The following is a 17,638-nucleotide window of genomic DNA, read 5'->3' on the forward strand; positions in this document are numbered from 1 at the left end:
CTGGCCCTGCAGGGCGACGTGCGCGAGCACCTCGCGGCGCTGCGCCGGCTCGGCTGCGACCCGCGCGTCGTACGCCGCCCCGAGGAGCTGGACGCGGTCGAGGCCCTCGTCGTCCCCGGGGGCGAGTCCACGACGATGGTGCGGCTGGCCCGCACCTTCGGGCTGCTGGAGCCGCTCCGGTCCCGCATCCGGGCGGGGATGCCCACCCTGGGGACCTGCGCCGGGATGGTGCTGCTGGCCGACCGGCTGCTCGACGCCGCGCCCGGCCAGGAGACGCTCGGCGGCCTCGACGTCACCGTCCGCCGCAACGCCTTCGGTCGGCAGGTGGCCTCGTTCGAGGACGAGGTCTCGCTCGCCGGGGTCGCGGGCCCGGTGCCCGCGGTGTTCATCCGTGCGCCGTGGGTGGAGCAGGCGGGGCCCGGCGTCGAGGTGCTCGGCCGGGTCGCCCGGGGGCCGGCCGCGGGTAGGATCGTCGCGGTTCGGCAGGGCCCGCTCATGGCGACGTCGTTCCACCCCGAGGTGGGTGGGGACGACCGTGTCCACGAACTGTTCCGAGACCTGGTCTCGGCCACCGCACGCGAGGGAAGGAACCACTGATGTCAGGCCACTCCAAGTGGGCGACCACCAAGCACAAGAAGGCCGTCATCGACGCCCGCCGCGGCAAGATGTTCGCCAAGCTGATCAAGAACATCGAGGTCGCGGCCCGGATGGGCGGCGGGGACGTGTCGGGCAACCCGACGCTCTACGACGCGATCCAGAAGGCCAAGAAGTCCTCGGTCCCCAACGACAACATCGACCGGGCCGTCAAGCGCGGCTCCGGCGCCGAGGCCGGCGGGGCGGAGTACAGCACGATCATGTACGAGGGCTACGGCCCCAACGGTGTCGCGTTCCTCATCGAGTGCCTCACCGACAACAAGAACCGCGCCGCGATGGAGGTCCGCACCGCGATGACGCGCAACGGCGGCTCGCTCGCCGACCCCGGCTCGGTGTCCTACCTGTTCCACCGCAAGGGCGTCGTCGTGGTGCCGTCGGCCCAGGAGGCCAGGGCGGTCAGCGAGGACGACCTCGTCGAGGCCACGCTCGAGGCCGGCGCCGAGGACGTCCACGACCTGGGGGAGTCCTTCGAGGTCGTCAGCGAGGCCACCGACCTGGTCGCCGTGCGCACCGCGCTGCAGGACGCCGGCATCGACTACGACTCCGCCGACGCCGCCTTCGTGCCCTCGATGCAGGTCGAGCTCGACGCCGACGGCGCCGGCAAGGTCTTCCGCCTGGTCGAGGCCCTCGAGGACCTCGACGACGTGCAGAACGTCTACGCCAACTTCGACGTCTCCGACGACGTGATGGCGACCGTCGACGCCTGACCCGGCTCGTGTCGCTCCCGTCCCCGGGGAGGCCGTCGGGCTAGCGTGGTGCGAACACGTGTTCGGACGGCGACAGGAGCAAGGATGCGCGTCCTGGGGATCGACCCCGGCCTGACCCGCTGCGGCGTCGGCGTGGTCGAGGGCGCGATCGGGCGCCCCCTGTCGCTGGTCGACGTGGGCGTCGTACGCACCTCCACCGAGCTGCACGTCGCCCACCGGCTGCGCGAGCTCGAGGTCGGGCTCGAGGAGTGGCTCGACCGCACCCGCCCCGACGCCGTCGCGGTGGAGCGGGTCTTCAGCCGCAGCGCCGTCAGCACCGTCATGGGCACCGCCCAGGCCAGCGGCGTCGCGATGCTCGTGGCCGCACGCCGCGGCCTGCCGATCGCGCTGCACACCCCCAGCGAGGTCAAGGCCGCCGTCACCGGCAACGGCCGCGCCGACAAGGCGCAGGTCGGCGCCATGGTGACCCGGCTGCTGCGCCTGGACGCCGTGCCCAAGCCGGCCGACGCCGCCGACTCGCTCGCCCTGGCCATCTGCCACGTCTGGCGCGGAGGCGCCTCCGACCGCATCGCCGCCGCCCTGGAGAAGCAGGTCGCGGCCCGAACCCGAGGAGTCCGCCCGTGATCGCCTTCGTCCGCGGCCGCGTGGCCGGCATCAGCCTCACCTCCGCCGTGCTCGAGGTCGGTGGCGTCGGCCTGGAGCTGCAGTGCACCCCCGACACCATCGCCGGGCTGCGGCACGGCGCCGAGGTCTCGCTGCCCACCAGCATGGTGGTCCGCGAGGACTCCCTGACGCTCTTCGGGTTCGCCGACGACGACGAGAAGCAGATGTTCGAGCTCGTGCAGACCGCCAGCGGCGTCGGCCCCAAGCTCGCCCAGGCCATGCTCGCGGTGCTCCGGCCCGAGACGCTGCGCCGCGCGGTGGCCGGCGACGACGTCAAGACGCTGACCACCGTGCCCGGCATCGGCCAGAAGGGGGCGCAGCGCATCATCCTCGAGCTGCGCGACCGCATCGGCACGCCGGGCTCCTACGTCGAGCCGGGCACCACGGCGCCCGCCGCACCCGGCACGGCCGACTGGCAGGCGCAGGTGCAGACCGGCCTGGTGGGCCTGGGGTGGAGCGCCAAGGAGGCCGACCGCGCGATCACCGCCGTGGCGCCGGAGGCCGACCAGATGGCCACCCCCGACGTCGCCCGGCTGCTGCGGCTGGCGCTGCGCGCGCTGAGCAAGGCCTAGGCGGCCGGCGTGGACGAGTCGCAGCTCGAGGCCGCCGAGGCGGCGTACGTCACCGGACGGGCGCTGGTGGCCGCCGACGCCGACGGCGACGAGCGCGTGGTGGAGGCGGCGCTGCGCCCCCGCACGCTCGACGAGGTGGTCGGTCAGGAGCGGGTCCGCGAGCAGCTCTCGCTGCTGCTGGAGGCCGCGCGCCGCCGCGAGCGGGTGCCGGACCACGTGCTGCTCAGCGGTCCGCCCGGGTTGGGCAAGACCACGCTGGCGATGATCATCGCCGCCGAGATGAGCTCGCCGCTGCGGCTGACCAGCGGTCCCGCGATCACCCACGCCGGCGACCTCGCGGCGATCCTCTCGGGCCTCAACGAGGGCGACGTCCTCTTCGTCGACGAGATCCACCGGATGTCGCGACCGGCGGAGGAGATGCTCTACATGGCCATGGAGGACTTCCGCGTCGACGTGGTCATCGGCAAGGGCCCCGGCGCCACCGCGATCCCGCTCGAGATCCCGCCCTTCACCATGGTGGGGGCGACCACCCGTGCGGGGCTGCTGCCGAGCCCGCTGCGCGACCGGTTCGGGTTCACCGCCCACCTCGAGTTCTACGAGCCCGCCGAGCTCGAGCGGATCGTGCGACGGTCGGCCCGGCTGCTCGAGGTCGAGCTCGGCACCGACGGTGCGGGGGAGATCTCGGGTCGCTCCCGGGGCACGCCGCGCATCGCCAACCGGCTGCTGCGCCGGGTCCGCGACTACGCCCAGGTGCGTGCCGACGGCGTGGTGACCCGCTCCCTGGCGCGGGCGGCGCTCGACCTGTTCGAGGTCGACGAGTCCGGCCTCGACCGGCTCGACCGGGCCGTGCTCGACGTGCTCTGCCGCCGGTTCGGCGGGGGGCCGGTGGGGGTGAGCACCCTCGCGGTCGCCGTGGGGGAGGAGCGCGAGACCGTCGAGGAGGTCGCCGAGCCGTTCCTGGTGCGCCTGGGGCTGCTCGCCCGCACCCCGCGCGGCCGCGTCGCGACCCGCGCCGCCTGGCACCACCTCGGCCTCACTGCCCCGGAGACGGTCGACGCCACGCTGTTCGGGTCGGACACCGAGCTGCCCCGGTAGCCCGGTTACACTGCCTCGTCGGTGCCCCGGCGACGCGCGCGCTCCGACCTGCCCCCGGGCGGGTCCCGTGCCCCGGAGGTGCCACTCGGCCTCTTTCCCCCCGTTCTTGGAGTTGGTGTCGTCGTGCCTCCCGCTGCACAGCTGCTGGTCGTCGTGGTGGCGCTGGCGGCCTTCTGGTTCGTCGTGATGCGTCCCGCCCGGGTGCAGCAGCGCAAGGTCGTCGAGCTGCAGCAGGCGTTGCAGGTCGGTGACGAGGTCGTGCTGTCCGCGGGGATCTTCGGCACCGTCCGTTCGTTGTCCGACGCGCGGGTGGACATCGAGATCGCTCCCGGCACCGTCATCACGGTGGCCCGCCAGGTCGTCGTACGCCGGGTGCAGGACTTGCCCGACCAGGACCGTCCCGCCGAGCCCGGCAGCGCGTCCGAGCACCCCACCGACCCCGACCACGGCCAGGACCCCCGCGCCCCGCGCGGCCCGGCCGACCCGACCCAGGACTGAGGCAGCAGTGGCCAGCACCCAGCGCGTGCCCCGTCCGGTCCGCACGCTCCTCGTCTTCGGCATCACGATCCTCGTGCTGTTCGGCCTCGCCGGTGCCGGTGGCACCTGGAAGCCGCGCCTCGGGCTCGACCTCGAGGGCGGCACCCGGATCACCCTCTCCGCCCTCGACCAGGGCGGCGCCGTGACGGCGACCAAGCTGCAGCAGGCGGCGGGCATCGTCGACCAGCGCGTGAACGGCAGCGGCGTCTCCGAGGCCGAGGTCTCGACCCAGGGCGACCGCAACATCATCGTGGAGATCCCCGGGGACAACCGCTCCGACCTCGTCGACGCGGTCACCCGCACCGCCCAGCTGCGGTTCCGGCTCGTCGCCGGCGCCCCGCAGCCCGGTCGTGCGGCCGAGGAGCCCAGCGGCTCGCCCAGCGCCTCGCCGAGCGGGTCGCCCAGCGCGTCCCCCGGGGCCTCGTCGAGCGCCTCCCCGAGCGCCCGACCCAGCCCGTCGGCCACCGCCGGGCAGGGCGAGGCCACCCCGGCCGGCCGGCCGGCGCCCTTCGCCGACCCCAGCGACGCGCCCAGCGGGTCGCCCAGCGGGTCGCCCAGCGCCAGCCCCTCCGCCTCGCCGAGCGCGCCGGCGTCGGAGCCGGCGGCGCCCGCCGACCCGCAGCAGCCCCAGGTCACCGAGGAGGGCGCGTCGGTCGACGACCCGCTCGCCTGGTCGACCAACCCGGGTGTGAAGTGGCTGCAGGACTTCCAGCAGTTCGAGTGCCCCGCCGCCGGTTCCGCGGCCAAGCCCGAGGCCGACGACCCGGACGAGCCGCTGGTCGCCTGCGACGAGGACGGCAACAAGTTCCTGCTGTCCAAGGCGGTCGTCGAGGGCACCGAGCTCCGCTCGGCGTCGTACGGCATCCCGCAGAACGGCACCGGCTACGCCGTGCAGCTCGGCTTCAAGGCCAGCGCGCGCGGCACCTTCGGCGACGTCACCACCGCGCTGCAGCGCAACGGCGGCAGCTTCGCGATCGTGCTCGACGGCACCGTGCTCTCCGCGCCCGGCGTCAACGAGCCGATCCTGGACGGCAACGCCCAGATCACCGGTGACTTCACCGAGTCCGAGGCGCGCTCGCTGTCCAACTCCCTGAAGTACGGCGCGCTGCCGATCCGCTTCGCCGAGCCCACGGTCGAGACGATCGGCCCCTCGCTGGCCGGCAATCAGCTCTCGGCCGGTGTGCTCGCGGGCGTCGTGGGCCTCGCGATCGTGATGATCTACTGCCTGTTCTACTACCGCGGCCTCGGCCTGGTGGTGATCGCGTCGTTGGTCGTGGCGGCGCTGATCACCTACGGAGCCGTGCTGGTGCTCTCGGCGTCCGCCGGGTTCACCCTCACCCTGCCCGGCATCGCGGGACTGATCGTCGGCGTGGGCATCACGGCCGACTCGTTCATCGTCTACTTCGAACGCATCCGCGACGAGATGCGTGACGGCAGGTCGATGCGGGTCGCCGTCGAGACCGGCTGGGCCCGGGCCCGCAACACCGCCCTCGCGGCGGACGCCGTCTCGCTGCTCGCGGCGGTCGTGCTCTACATCTTCGCCGTCGGCGTCGTCCGCGGGTTCGCCTTCGCCCTCGGCGTCAGCACGCTGATCGACATCGCCGTGTTCTTCTTCTTCACCAAGCCGGTGATGACCCTGCTCGCACGGCGTAGGTTCTTCAACACCGGCTCCCGCTTCTCGGGTCTCTCCCGGGAGACGCTCGGGGTCGACGAGGCGCCACCCGCCCGCACGGGCCTGGCCGGAGGGAGTGCCTGATGGGCCGGATGAGCCGCCTGGGCAACAGGCTCTACGAGGGGGACACCTCGATCGACTTCGTCGGTCGCAAGTGGCTCTGGTACGCCGTCTCCGCCGTCATCATGGGCATCGCCGTCACCGGGCTGCTGGTGCGTGGCCTCAACTTCGGCATCGAGTTCGAGGGCGGCGTCGAGTACCAGGTCAACCTCCCCGCCAACGAGGTGACCCAGGAGAACGCCGACGTCATCCGCTCCGCGGTGGCCGACACCGGCCTGGACGCCGCGTCCGCGCCCATCGTCAACACCTCCGGCACCGACTCGATCCGGGTCCAGACCGAGGAGATGAGCAACGACGACGCGACCGAGGTCCGCGACGCCATCGCGGAGGCGGTCGGCGTCGACGCGCGCACCGACATCTCCACCCAGGAGGTCGGCGCCAGCTGGGGCCAGCAGGTCGCCGAGCGCGCGCTGCTGGGTCTCGTGGTGTTCCTCGTGCTGGTGGTGCTCTTCATCTGGGCCTACATGCGCGAGTGGAAGATGTCGGTGGCAGCGCTGGTCGCGCTCGCCCACGACCTCGTCATCACCATCGGCATCTACGCCATCTCGGGCTTCGAGGTCACGCCCGCCACCGTCACCGGCGTGCTGACCATCCTCGGCTTCTCGCTCTACGACACCGTCGTGGTCTTCGACAAGGTCAAGGAGAACACCCGCACCACCAAGGGCTCCCGTCGGACGTACGCCGAGCAGGCCAACCTGGCGGTCAACCAGACCCTGGTGCGCTCGATCAACACCTCGATCGTCGCCCTGCTCCCGGTGGGCGCGATCCTCTACGTCGGTGTCGCCACCCTCGGCACCGGGGCGCTCAAGGACCTCGCGCTGTCGCTGTTCGTCGGCATGGCGGCGGGTGCCTACTCCTCGATCTTCATCGCCACCCCGCTGGCGGTGCACCTCAAGCAGGGGGAGAAGGAGATCAAGGTCTCCGACGCCCGCGCCAAGGCGCGGTCGCGGCGCAACGCCGACCGCTACGCCGAGGTGCCCGTCTTCCACGAGGGGATGCCCGTGGTCGACGAGGACGCGGCGTACGACGACCCGGACGACCCGGACGCCGAGCCCCGGGACGACCGTGCCCCGGCGGGCCCGGTGCGCGCGCCCGCCCGTCGTCCCGAGGCCTCCGGCTCCGGCCGGATCGCACCCGAGGCGCACTCCGCGCTGCGTGACGGCGGCGCCGCCAAGCGCAGCCAGCCCACCCGTCAGCCGCGCTCCAAGCGGCAGAAGTAGGAGCCACGTGACCTCCCAGCCTGCGACGGGCGCGCTGTCCGCCGAGATCGACCGCCTCGTCCGTGACGTCGAGGGGTTCCCCAAGCCGGGCGTGACGTTCAAGGACATCACCCCGCTGCTCGACGACCACGCGGCCTTCACCGCGGTGGTGCAGGCGCTGGCCGACGCGGGCCGCGACGCCGAGGGTCGGGTCGTGGTCGACAAGGTGGTCGGCATGGAGGCGCGCGGCTTCATCCTGGCCGCACCCGTGGCGCTGGCGCTGGGCGTGGGCTTCGTGCCGGTGCGCAAGCCCGGCAAGCTGCCGCACCGGACCCGGGCGGTCTCCTACGAGCTGGAGTACGGCGAGGAGACCCTCGAGATGCACCTCGACGCGCTCGACGAGGGCGACCGCGTCCTGGTCGTCGACGACGTGCTGGCCACGGGCGGCACCGCCGCGGCCACCGTCGCGCTCGTGGAGCAGGGCGGGGGCACCGTCGCCGGTCTCGCCGTGCTCATGGAGCTCAGCTTCCTGCCCGGGCGCGCGGCCGTGGGCGAGCTGCCGCTCACCGTGCTCCACACCGTCTGAGCGACCGCCCGGCCGCCACGACCTAGACTGGACCGCAGAGGTCCGCACCGCACGGAGGGAGGCCTCGTGGCCGAGGAGCCGGTGGTCACCGACCACCCCGTCGACGAGGGGCCTGCGCCCGCCCGCGACGCCACGCCCGCGCCCTCCTCGGGTCCCGCACCGCTGCCCACGGCACCCCGACCCGCCGCCCGGGCGCCCGAGCGCGCTCCGGCCCTGTCGGGTCGCGGCGTCCGCGCCCGGCTGGCCCGCATCGGCACCAGCAAGCAGGTCGGCAACCCCGTCCTGGAGCCCTTGTTCCGGACCGTCCGCGCCAACCACCCCAAGGCCGACCTCGCGCTCATCGAGCGGGCCTACGACGTGGCCGAGCTCCACCACCGCGGCCAGAACCGCAAGAGCGGCGACCCCTACATCACCCACCCGCTCGCGGTCACCACGATCCTCGCCGACATCGGCATGACCGAGCCGACGCTCGTGGCGGCCCTGCTCCACGACACGGTCGAGGACACGCCCTACACGCTGGACCAGCTGCGCAAGGACTTCGGCGACGAGGTCGCGCTGCTGGTCGACGGCGTCACCAAGCTCGACAAGGTCAAGTACGGCGACTCCGCCCAGGCCGAGACCATCCGCAAGATGATCGTGGCGATGAGCAAGGACATCCGCGTCCTGGTCATCAAGCTCGCCGACCGGCTGCACAACATGCGCACCCTGCGCTACGTCAAGCAGGAGACGCAGGAGCGCAAGTCCCGCGAGACGCTCGAGATCTACGCCCCGCTGGCGCACCGGCTGGGCATGAACACCCTCAAGTGGGAGCTCGAGGACCTCGCGTTCGCCACGATGCACCCCAAGATCTACGACGAGATCGTGCGGCTCGTCGCCGAGCGCGCGCCCTCGCGCGACCAGTTCCTCACCGAGGTGACCGGCCAGGTCGACCGCGACCTCAAGACCGCGCGCATCAACGCCCGCGTCACCGGCCGGCCCAAGCACTACTACTCGATCTACCAGAAGATGATCAACGGGGGCCGCGAGTTCTCCGACATCTACGACCTCGTCGGCATCCGCATCCTGGTCGACACCGACCAGGAGTGCTACGGCGTCCTCGGCGTGCTGCACAACCGCTGGAACCCCCTGCCCGGGCGGTTCAAGGACTACGTCGCGATGCCGAAGTTCAACATGTACCAGTCGCTGCACACCACGGTGATCGGTCCCTCCGGCAAGCCGGTGGAGATGCAGATCCGCACCGTCGCGATGCACCGCCGCGCGGAGTACGGCGTCGCCGCCCACTGGAAGTACAAGGAGGACTCCCGCAACGGGGTCGACACCGAGCGGGCCGCCGGGTCCGACGGCGACCTGCAGTGGCTGCGGCAGCTCCTGGACTGGCAGAACGAGGTCGAGGACCCGGGGGAGTTCCTCGACTCGCTGCGCTTCGAGATCAACAGCGCCGAGGTGTTCGTCTTCACCCCGCGTGGAGACGTGATCGGGCTGCCGATCGGCTCCACGCCCGTCGACTTCGCCTACGCCATCCACACCGAGGTCGGGCACCACACCATCGGCGCCCGGGTCAACGGCCGGCTGGTGCCGCTGGAGTCCGCGCTCGAGCACGGCGACGTCGTCGAGGTCTTCACCTCCAAGTCGCCCAACGCCGGACCCTCGCGCGACTGGCTGCAGTTCGTCACCTCACCGCGGGCCAAGAGCAAGATCCGCCACTGGTTCACCAAGGAGCGGCGCGAGGAGGCGATCGAGCAGGGCAAGGAGCAGATCGGCCGGCTGCTGCGCAAGGAGGGCCTGCCCCTCAAGCGCGTGATGACGCACGACTCGCTGACCCAGGTGGCCAACGAGCTGCGGCTGCCCGACGTCTCGGCGCTCTACGCCGCGGTCGGCGAGGGCAACCTCGGCGCCCAGACCGTCGTCCGCAAGGTGATCGAGGTCGCCGGCGGCAAGGAGGGCGCCGCGGAGGACCTGGCCGAAGCGGTGACGATCACCCGGCCCCGGCGTACGTCCTCGGCGGGGGTGGACTCCGGCATCGTCGTCAAGGGCGTCAGCGACGTCCTGGTCAAGCTGGCCCGATGTTGCACGCCGGTCCCCGGCGACGAGATCCTCGGCTTCGTCACCCGCGGCGACGGCATCTCGGTGCACCGTCGCGACTGCACCAACGCCACCTCGCTGCTCAGCCAGCCCGAGCGTCTCGTCGACGTCGAGTGGGCCCCGACCTCGCAATCGACCTTCCTGGTCCAGATCATGGTGGAGGCCCTCGACCGGGCCCGGCTGCTCTCCGACATCACGATGGTGCTCTCCGACCAGCACGTGAACATCCTCTCGGCCAGCCTCTCCACCAGCCGCGACCGCGTCGCCAAGAGCCGCTTCGCCTTCGAGATGGGCGACCCCAAGCACCTCGGCGCGATCCTGAAGTCCGTCCGCCAGGTCGACGGCGTCTTCGACGCCTACCGCGTCACGCACTGATCCCGGTCAGGAGAAGTCGGAGGCTGCCTGGCGGGCCATGTCGAGGAACTGCTGGCGCGACGCGAGCTGGGCCTCGACGTCCTTGACCTTGCGGTCGTCCCCGGCGGCGCGGGCCTTCTCCAGGTCGGCCTCGAGCCCGGCGACGGCGCGCTCGAGCTGTCCCAGCATGTCGTCGGCGCGGGCCGACTTCTCCGGGTCGCTGCGCTTCCACTGGTCGTCCTCGACCTGCCGGATCGCCTGCTCGACCTTGCGCATCCGGCCCTCGAGGGTCTTGATCTGGTCGCGCGGCACCTTGCCCGCCGCGTCCCACCGGTCGGCCAGGTCGCGGAAGGCCCGCTTGGTGGCGTCGAGGTCCTTCACGGGCAGCAGCGCCTCGGCCTCGACGAGCAGCGCCTTCTTGGTCTCGGCGTTCTCCGCGAACTCCTTGTCCTGCTCGGCGTTGGCGGCGTCGCGGGCACCGAAGAAGACGTCCTGGGCGGCGCGGAAGCGCTGCCACAGCGGCTCCTCGACGTCGCGGGGCGCGGGGCCGGCGGACTTCCAGTCCTGCATCAGCGACCGGTAGCGCGTCGAGGTCGGTCCCCACTCGGTCGAGCCGCTGAGCGACTCGGCCTCGGTGACCAGCCGCTCCTTGACGACTCGGGCCGACTCGCGCTTCTCGTTGAGCTCGTTGAAGTGCGCCTTGCGGCGTCGGGTGTACGCCGTCCGCGCACTCGAGAACCGGTGCCACAGCTCGTCGTCCTGGCGCTTGTCCAGACGAGGCAGCGCCTTCCACTCCTCCAGCAGGTCGCGCAGCCGGTTGACGCCGTTGCGCCAGTCCTGGCCGGTCGAGACCGACTCGGCCTCGACGACGATCTGCTCCTTGCGCGCCCGCGACTCCTCCTGCTTGCGGGCACGGTCGGCGCGGCGCTGGCCGCGCTGGACGCCCAGCAGCGGCCGCAGCGCGTCGAGACGGGCCGACAGGCCGACCAGGTCGCCGACCGCGCGGGGCTCGACCAGCAGGTCGGCGACCTTGGCCAGCGAGGTCGAGGCCTCGTCGGGCGACATCGCGCCGTTGCGGATGCGCTGCTCGAGCAGCTGCACCTCGAAGGCGAGCGCGTCGTAGCGCTGGGTGAAGAACGCCAGCGCCTCCTCGGGCGTGCCCTCGGGGAACTGCCCGACCTCGCGCTCGCCGTCGGGGGTGAAGACGAACACGGTGCCGTCCTGGCGCACCCGGCCGTGCTCGGTCTCCAGCGCGGAGTCGGCCGCGGGGGTGCGCTCCGGCCTCGGCGGTGCGGGCGTGGCAGGGGCTGCGACCGGAGCCTGCGGCGCGGCGGGGCGAGGAGGCGCGGGGACCGGCGGAGCCGGGGCCGGAGGAGCGGCCGGGGAGGTCTCGGACGGTCGCGGACCGTCGGGTCCGGGGGAGTTGCCCTGCGCGGTCACGTTCGCCACACCTGCTTCGCTCGAGTCGTTGGCGGTCCAGCGCTGCAATCGTAGCCATGCCCGGGGCACCGTCCCGTGGCCAGTAGGCTGGCTCGGTCCACGACCCGACCCCGCAGGAGACAGACAGGTGCTGATCGCAGGCTTCCCGGCCGGGCCCTGGGGCACCAACTGCTACGTCGCCGCTACCGGCGCCGGCCAGGAGTGCGTCGTCATCGACCCCGGCAAGGACGCGGCCGACGGCGTCGCCGACGTGGTGCGCGAGCACGGCCTCAAGCCCGTCGCGGTGCTGGTGACCCACGGCCACGTCGACCACATGTGGTGCGTGGCTCCGGTGGCCGGCACCTACGACGCGACCGCGTGGATCCACCCCGCCGACCGTCACCTGCTGAGCAACCCCATGGCGGGGATGTCGCGGGAGACGACCGCCATGCTGCTGGGCGGCAAGTACGAGTTCGCCGAGCCCGACTCCGTCGAGGAGCTGGCCGACGGTCGCACCCTGGAGCTGGCCGGGCTGTCGTTCGTCGTCGACCACACCCCGGGCCACACCGAGGGCTCGGTCACCTTCCGTACGCCGTACGCCGACGCCGACGTGTCCGAGGTGATGTTCTCCGGCGACCTGCTGTTCGCGGGCTCGATCGGGCGCACCGACCTGCCCGGCGGCGACCACCCGACGATGCTGCGCAGCCTGCGCGAGAAGGTGCTGACCCTGCCCGACGACATCGTGGTCCTGCCCGGCCACGGCGAGCAGACCAGCATCGCCCGCGAGCGTGCCACCAACCCCTACCTGCTCGACCTGGCCGACGACGCCCCCACCACGCCGCCGACCCGGGGGCTCTGAGGTGGCCCGCACCGCCCCGCTGAGCGGGTTCCCCGAGCTGCTGCCCGCCCAGCGCCACGTCGAGCAGCAGGTGCTGGCGCGGCTGTCCCGCACCTTCGAGCTGCACGGCTTCGCCAACCTCGAGACCCGCGCCGTCGAGCCGCTCGACCAGCTGCTGCGCAAGGGCGAGACCTCCAAGGAGGTCTACGTGCTGCGCCGGCTGCAGGCGGCCGAGGAGGGCAACGACTCCGGTCTGGGGCTGCACTTCGACCTCACCGTGCCGTTCGCGCGCTACGTGCTCGAGCACGCCGGCAAGCTGGAGTTCCCGTTCCGCCGCTACCAGGTCCAGAAGGTGTGGCGCGGCGAGCGGCCCCAGGAGGGTCGCTTCCGCGAGTTCACGCAGGCCGACATCGACGTGATCGGCCGCGACACCCTCGCCTTCCACCACGACGTCGAGGTCGCCCGCGTGATGCTCGCGGCCCTCGGGTCGCTGGCCGAGCCCGGGGGGATCGGGCTGCCCGGCTTCCGGCTCCAGGTCAACAACCGCAAGCTCATCCAGGGCTTCTACGCCGGCCTCGGGGCGCCCGACGTCGAGGCCGTGATGCGGGTCGTCGACAAGCTCGACAAGCTGCCGCGCGAGCGGGTGCACGCGCTGCTGCAGGACGACGCCGGCCTCACGGGGGAGCAGGCCGACGCCTGCCTGGCACTGGCCTCGATCACCACGACCGACACCTCCTTCGTGGAGCGGGTGCGGGCCCTCGGGGTCGAGCACGAGCTGCTCGACGAGGGGCTGGCCGAGCTGGCCGCGGTCGTCGAGGGCTGCGCCGGGCTGGTCACCGACCGGGTCGAGATCGTCGCCGACCTCACCATCGCCCGCGGACTCGACTACTACACCGGCACGGTGTTCGAGACCCGGCTGCACGGCCACGAGTCGCTGGGCTCGATCTGCAGCGGCGGCCGCTACGACGCCCTCGCCACCGACGGCCGCACCACCTACCCCGGCGTCGGGATCTCGCTGGGCGTCAGCCGGTTGCTCGTGCCGCTGCTCAGCCGCGGCGTGGTCGTCGCCGACCGCTCGGTGCCCAGCGCCGTGCTGGTCGCCGTCGTCGACGAGGACCGCCGCGCCGAGAGCGACGCGCTGGCCGACGGGCTCCGCGCCCGGGACGTGGCCTGCGAGGTCGCCCCGTCGGCGGCCAAGTTCGGCAAGCAGATCCGCCACGCCGAGCGCCGCGGCATCCCGTTCGTGCTCTTCCCCGGGAGCGACGGGGAGCACCCCCAGGTCAAGGACATCCGCAGCGGCGACCAGACCACGGTCGACCCCACCAGCTGGACGCCACCGGTGGAGGACCTCCACCCCCGCGTCCGGTTCGACGAACAGGAGCAGCAGTGATCCGCACGCATGACGCCGGCAGCCTTCGGGCCGAGCACGTCGACACCGAGGTCGTCCTCGCCGGGTGGGTGGCCCGCCGCCGCGACCACGGCGGGGTGGCGTTCATCGACCTGCGCGAGGCCAGCGGCGTCGTGCAGGTGGTGATCCGCGACGAGGCGGTGGCCCACCAGCTGCGCAGCGAGTACTGCCTCAAGGTCACCGGCACCGTCTCGCAGCGCCCCGAGGGCAACCAGAACCCCTCGCTGCCCACCGGCGAGGTCGAGGTCATCGCGACCGACGTCGAGGTGCTCAGCGAAGCGGCCACCCTGCCCTTCCCCATCGACGACGCGGCGACGCACAGCGGTGGCGCCGTGGGCGAGGAGGCGCGGCTGCGGCACCGCTACCTCGACCTGCGCCGCAGTGGTCCGGCCGCGGCGCTGCGGCTGCGCAGCAAGGTCAACAAGGCGGCGCGCGACGTCCTCGACGGGCGCGCGTTCGTGGAGATCGAGACGCCGACGCTGACCCGCTCGACCCCCGAGGGCGCCCGTGACTTCCTGGTGCCCGCCCGGCTGCAGCCCGGCAGCTGGTACGCCCTGCCGCAGAGCCCGCAGCTGTTCAAGCAGCTGCTCATGGTCGCCGGCATGGAGCGCTACTACCAGATCGCGCGCTGCTACCGCGACGAGGACTTCCGCGCCGACCGGCAGCCGGAGTTCACCCAGCTCGACATCGAGATGAGCTTCGTCGAGCAGGACGACGTGATGGAGCTGATGGAGGACGTCCTGGCCGCCATGTGGCGTCTGGTCGACGTCGAGATCCCGCGCCCGATCCCGCGGATGACGTACGCCGAGGCGATGCGTCGCTTCGGGTCCGACAAGCCCGACCTGCGGATGGGCCTCGAGCTCGTCGAGTGCACCGACTTCTTCGCCGGCACCCCGTTCCGCGTCTTCCAGGCCGACTACGTCGGCGCCGTCGTGATGCCCGGGGGAGCGGGCCAGCCCCGCAAGCAGCTCGACGCTTGGCAGGAGTGGGCCAAGCAGCGCGGCGCCCGCGGCCTCGCCTACCTGCTCGTCAAGGACGACGGCGAGCTGACCGGGCCCGTGGCCAAGAACATCAGCGACGAGGAGAAGGCCGGGATCGCCGCCCACGTGGGCGCCGCCCCGGGCGACTGCATCTTCTTCGCGGCGGGGGAGCCGAAGCCCAGCCGTGCGCTGCTCGGCGCGGCGCGCCTGGAGATCGGCCGCCGCGGCGACCTCATCGACACCAGTGCCTTCGCCTTCACCTGGGTGGTCGACGCCCCCATGTTCGAGCCCGCCTCCGACGCCGTCGCCAGCGGCGACGTCGCCGTCGGGTCCGGAGCCTGGACCGCGGTGCACCACGCCTTCACCGGCCCCAAGCCGGAGTTCGCCGACACCTTCGACACCGACCCCGGCAGCGCCCTGGCCTACGCCTACGACATCGTCTGCAACGGCAACGAGCTCGGTGGCGGCTCCATCCGGATCCACCGCGAGGACGTCCAGAAGCGCGTCTTCGCGGTCATGGGCCTCAGCGAGGAGCAGGCGCAGGAGAAGTTCGGCTTCCTGCTCGACGCCTTCAAGTTCGGCGCCCCGCCGCACGGCGGCATCGCCGTCGGCATGGACCGGATCTGCGCGATGCTGGCCGGCAGCGACTCGATCCGCGACGTCATCGCCTTCCCCAAGAGCGGGGGCGGCTACGACCCGCTGACGCAGGCGCCGGCGCCCATCACGCCGGCCCAGCGCAAGGAGGCCGGCGTGGACGCTCGTCCGACGCCGGAGGCCGCACCGGCGGCGCCGGCGGGACAGTCCCCGTCCTGAGGAGCGTCCTGCGGCCGGTCCCGAGGTTCGTCCTCCGGACGATCCGTGACGGCAGCGCCGCTGAGACGGAATCGTTACTGCCTCCGGCCCGGTGAGGGCCGAGATGTCACATAGTGTCTCGGCGAGCGCCCGGTCGGGGTGCGATTCTTCGTGAAAGGAAACCCAAACTCATGCGAAGTGCCCCACGTTCCATAACCGCGGTCTTCGCGGTCACAGCGCTGGGTCTCGGACTCGCAGCGTGTGGCGGCAGCGGCAGCGGTGACGGCGAGAGCAGCTCGTCGGGCTCGGCCCCGAGCGACCTGGTCGTCCGCGGCTGCAACCCCGAGAACCCGCTCGTCCCCGGCAACACGGCCGAGACCTGTGGTGGCGACATCCTCGACACCACGACCTCGAAGCTCATCCACTACGCCCTCAAGGACGCCGCTCCCGAGATGGACATCGCGGAGTCCATCGAGACCGACGACAACCAGACCTTCACCGTGAAGATCAAGTCCGACCGGAAGTTCTCCGACGGCACCCCGGTGACCTCGAGCAGCTTCGTGGACGCCTGGAACTACACGGCGTACGGCCCCAACGCGCAGCAGGGCTCCTACTTCTACGAGCCCATCGAGGGCTTCGCCGACGTCTCGTGCACCGGTGAGGTCGTCGAGGAGACCGACGACCCGTGCGCCGGCGCCGGCGCGCCGAAGGCCGAGACCATGAAGGGCCTCAAGGTCGTCGACGACACCACCTTCACGATCCGCACCACGCAGCCGGTCTCGAACCTGCCGATCCGCCTGGGCTACTCCGCCTTCGCGCCGCTGCCCGAGTCGTTCTTCGAGGACCCCAAGGGCTACGAGTCCGACCCGGTCTCCGCCGGTCCCTACCGCGTGACCGAGCAGAACCCCAACGAGTCGGTCGTGGTGGAGAAGAACCCCGAGTACACCGGTGACTACGAGGGCAAGGCCGAGAAGATCACCTTCCGGATCTTCACCGACGCCAGCGCCGCCTACTCCGAGCTGCAGTCCGGCGAGCTCGACGTCCTCAACGAGATCCCGACCGACGTGCTGCCCGACGAGCGCTGGAAGCAGGAGCTCGACGGTCGCGGCAAGTCGCGCGAGGTCGGCATCATCCAGACGATGGGCATCAACCCGACCGTCGACGACCGCCTCGAGGACCCGCGCCTGCGCGCCGCCATCTCGATGTCGGTCGACCGCCAGTCGATCATCGACGCCGTCTTCGCCGGCACCCGTGAGCCCGCCACCGGCTGGGTCTCGCCCGTCGTCGACGGCTACCGCGCCGACGCCTGCGGCCAGAACTGCGTCTTCGACCCCGAGGCCGCCAAGAAGCTGTGGGACGAGGCCGGTGGCATCGAGGGCGACCTGACCCTCACCATCAACGGTGACGCCGACCACGGCCCGTGGGCCGAGGCCGCGTGCAACTCGATCCGGCAGACCCTCGAGGTGGAGTGCAAGGTCAAGCCGACCGTCGACTTCGCCACCTTCCTCACCGACCTGAACGAGAAGAAGGTCAACGGGCTGTTCCGCCAGGGATGGCAGATGGACTACCCGTCCATCGAGAACTTCCTGGTGCCGCTGTACTCCAAGAACGCTGCGTCGAACTACTACAGCTACGACAACCCGCAGTTCGAGGAGCTGACCCGCCAGGCGGCGGCCGCCTCCAACCTGGACGAGGCCAACAGCCTCTACCAGCAGGCCGAGGCCCAGCTGGCCGAGGACATGCGGATCATCCCGCTGTGGTACTCGGTCGGCAACGTCGGTTGGTCCGACCGCGTCGACGATGTCGAGATCAACGCCTTCGGCGTCCCCGACTACGGCAACGTCACCTTCAAGTGATCCACGTGGGGGCCGGTCGCCGAGGCGGCCGGCCCCCACGCATGGGTCGAACCCCCACCTCGGGTCGTGACCTCGGGTCGCGGCCCCCTCGAAGAGCGGAGGCA

At 72.0% G+C, this 17,638-nt stretch carries 15 protein-coding genes; 14 read left to right on the plus strand and 1 reads right to left on the minus strand.

Annotation, left to right across the window (positions count from 1 at the left end):
* From pdxT to ASG49_RS06530, 10 genes are all read left to right on the plus strand, one after another.
* Window positions 1–597, plus strand: a 597-nt coding sequence (gene pdxT / locus ASG49_RS06485) for a pyridoxal 5'-phosphate synthase glutaminase subunit PdxT (RefSeq protein WP_082533932.1), incomplete at its 5' end; no start/stop codon positions are given.
* Entirely contained in the window at window positions 597–1,361 is a 765-nt protein-coding gene (locus ASG49_RS06490; protein WP_056538579.1) for a YebC/PmpR family DNA-binding transcriptional regulator, read from the plus strand. The genes pdxT and ASG49_RS06490, both read left to right, overlap by 1 nt.
* A gap of 93 nt (window positions 1,362–1,454) precedes the next feature.
* Window positions 1,455–1,985, plus strand: coding sequence for a crossover junction endodeoxyribonuclease RuvC (ruvC, locus tag ASG49_RS06495; protein ID WP_200936244.1), 531 nt, complete (start codon window positions 1,455–1,457; stop codon window positions 1,983–1,985).
* On the plus strand, window positions 1,982–2,596 hold the full coding sequence (ruvA, locus tag ASG49_RS06500; RefSeq protein WP_056538587.1) for a Holliday junction branch migration protein RuvA: 615 nt from the start codon (window positions 1,982–1,984) through the stop codon (window positions 2,594–2,596). The genes ruvC and ruvA overlap by 4 nt, the downstream gene beginning before the upstream one ends.
* 9 nt (window positions 2,597–2,605) lie before the next feature.
* Window positions 2,606–3,691: a Holliday junction branch migration DNA helicase RuvB gene (gene ruvB, locus ASG49_RS06505; RefSeq protein ID WP_056538590.1), complete on the plus strand. Its 1,086-nt coding sequence runs from the start codon at window positions 2,606–2,608 to the stop codon at window positions 3,689–3,691.
* 123 nt (window positions 3,692–3,814) lie between these two features.
* Complete coding sequence (gene yajC / locus ASG49_RS06510) at window positions 3,815–4,189, plus strand: preprotein translocase subunit YajC (protein ID WP_056538593.1); 375 nt, start codon at window positions 3,815–3,817, stop codon at window positions 4,187–4,189.
* Between the two features lie 25 nt (window positions 4,190–4,214).
* Entirely contained in the window at window positions 4,215–5,984 is a 1,770-nt protein-coding gene (gene secD / locus ASG49_RS06515) for a protein translocase subunit SecD (protein ID WP_235561928.1), read from the plus strand.
* Window positions 5,984–7,240 carry a protein translocase subunit SecF gene (gene secF / locus ASG49_RS06520; protein ID WP_056538597.1) on the plus strand — a complete coding sequence of 419 codons (1,257 nt, stop codon included), beginning with the start codon at window positions 5,984–5,986 and terminating at the stop codon, window positions 7,238–7,240. The genes secD and secF overlap by 1 nt, the downstream gene beginning before the upstream one ends.
* A 7-nt stretch (window positions 7,241–7,247) precedes the next feature.
* Complete coding sequence (locus ASG49_RS06525) at window positions 7,248–7,805, plus strand: adenine phosphoribosyltransferase (protein WP_235561929.1); 558 nt, start codon at window positions 7,248–7,250, stop codon at window positions 7,803–7,805.
* A 66-nt stretch (window positions 7,806–7,871) separates the two neighbouring features.
* Window positions 7,872–10,262 (plus strand): bifunctional (p)ppGpp synthetase/guanosine-3',5'-bis(diphosphate) 3'-pyrophosphohydrolase, encoded by a 2,391-nt coding sequence (locus ASG49_RS06530; RefSeq protein WP_369814205.1) that lies wholly within the window; start codon window positions 7,872–7,874, stop codon window positions 10,260–10,262.
* 6 nt (window positions 10,263–10,268) lie between these two features.
* Here ASG49_RS06530 and ASG49_RS06535 read toward each other — a convergent pair whose 3' ends face one another.
* The gene (locus tag ASG49_RS06535; protein WP_235561930.1) at window positions 10,269–11,471 is read right to left on the minus strand and encodes a DUF349 domain-containing protein; all 1,203 of its coding nucleotides are present in this window, start codon (window positions 11,469–11,471) and stop codon (window positions 10,269–10,271) included.
* 337 nt (window positions 11,472–11,808) lie between these two features.
* On the opposite strand from ASG49_RS06535, the gene ASG49_RS06540 reads away from it, so the two are divergent.
* From ASG49_RS06540 to ASG49_RS06555, 4 genes are all read left to right on the plus strand, one after another.
* Window positions 11,809–12,519 carry an MBL fold metallo-hydrolase gene (locus ASG49_RS06540; RefSeq protein ID WP_056538601.1) on the plus strand — a complete coding sequence of 237 codons (711 nt, stop codon included), beginning with the start codon at window positions 11,809–11,811 and terminating at the stop codon, window positions 12,517–12,519.
* Window position 12,520: 1 nt separating this feature from the next.
* Window positions 12,521–13,888, plus strand: a complete 1,368-nt coding sequence (hisS, locus tag ASG49_RS06545) for a histidine--tRNA ligase (RefSeq protein ID WP_056538603.1) — start codon at window positions 12,521–12,523, stop codon at window positions 13,886–13,888.
* Complete coding sequence (aspS, locus tag ASG49_RS06550) at window positions 13,885–15,699, plus strand: aspartate--tRNA ligase (RefSeq protein WP_056538606.1); 1,815 nt, start codon at window positions 13,885–13,887, stop codon at window positions 15,697–15,699. The genes hisS and aspS overlap by 4 nt, the downstream gene beginning before the upstream one ends.
* A 170-nt stretch (window positions 15,700–15,869) precedes the next feature.
* Window positions 15,870–17,534 (plus strand): ABC transporter substrate-binding protein, encoded by a 1,665-nt coding sequence (locus ASG49_RS06555; RefSeq protein ID WP_056538609.1) that lies wholly within the window; start codon window positions 15,870–15,872, stop codon window positions 17,532–17,534.
* The last annotated feature ends 104 nt before the right edge of the window (window positions 17,535–17,638 follow it).

The sequence above is a fragment of the Marmoricola sp. Leaf446 genome (assembly GCF_001424755.1).
Taxonomy (GTDB): Bacteria; Actinomycetota; Actinomycetes; order Propionibacteriales; family Nocardioidaceae; genus Marmoricola.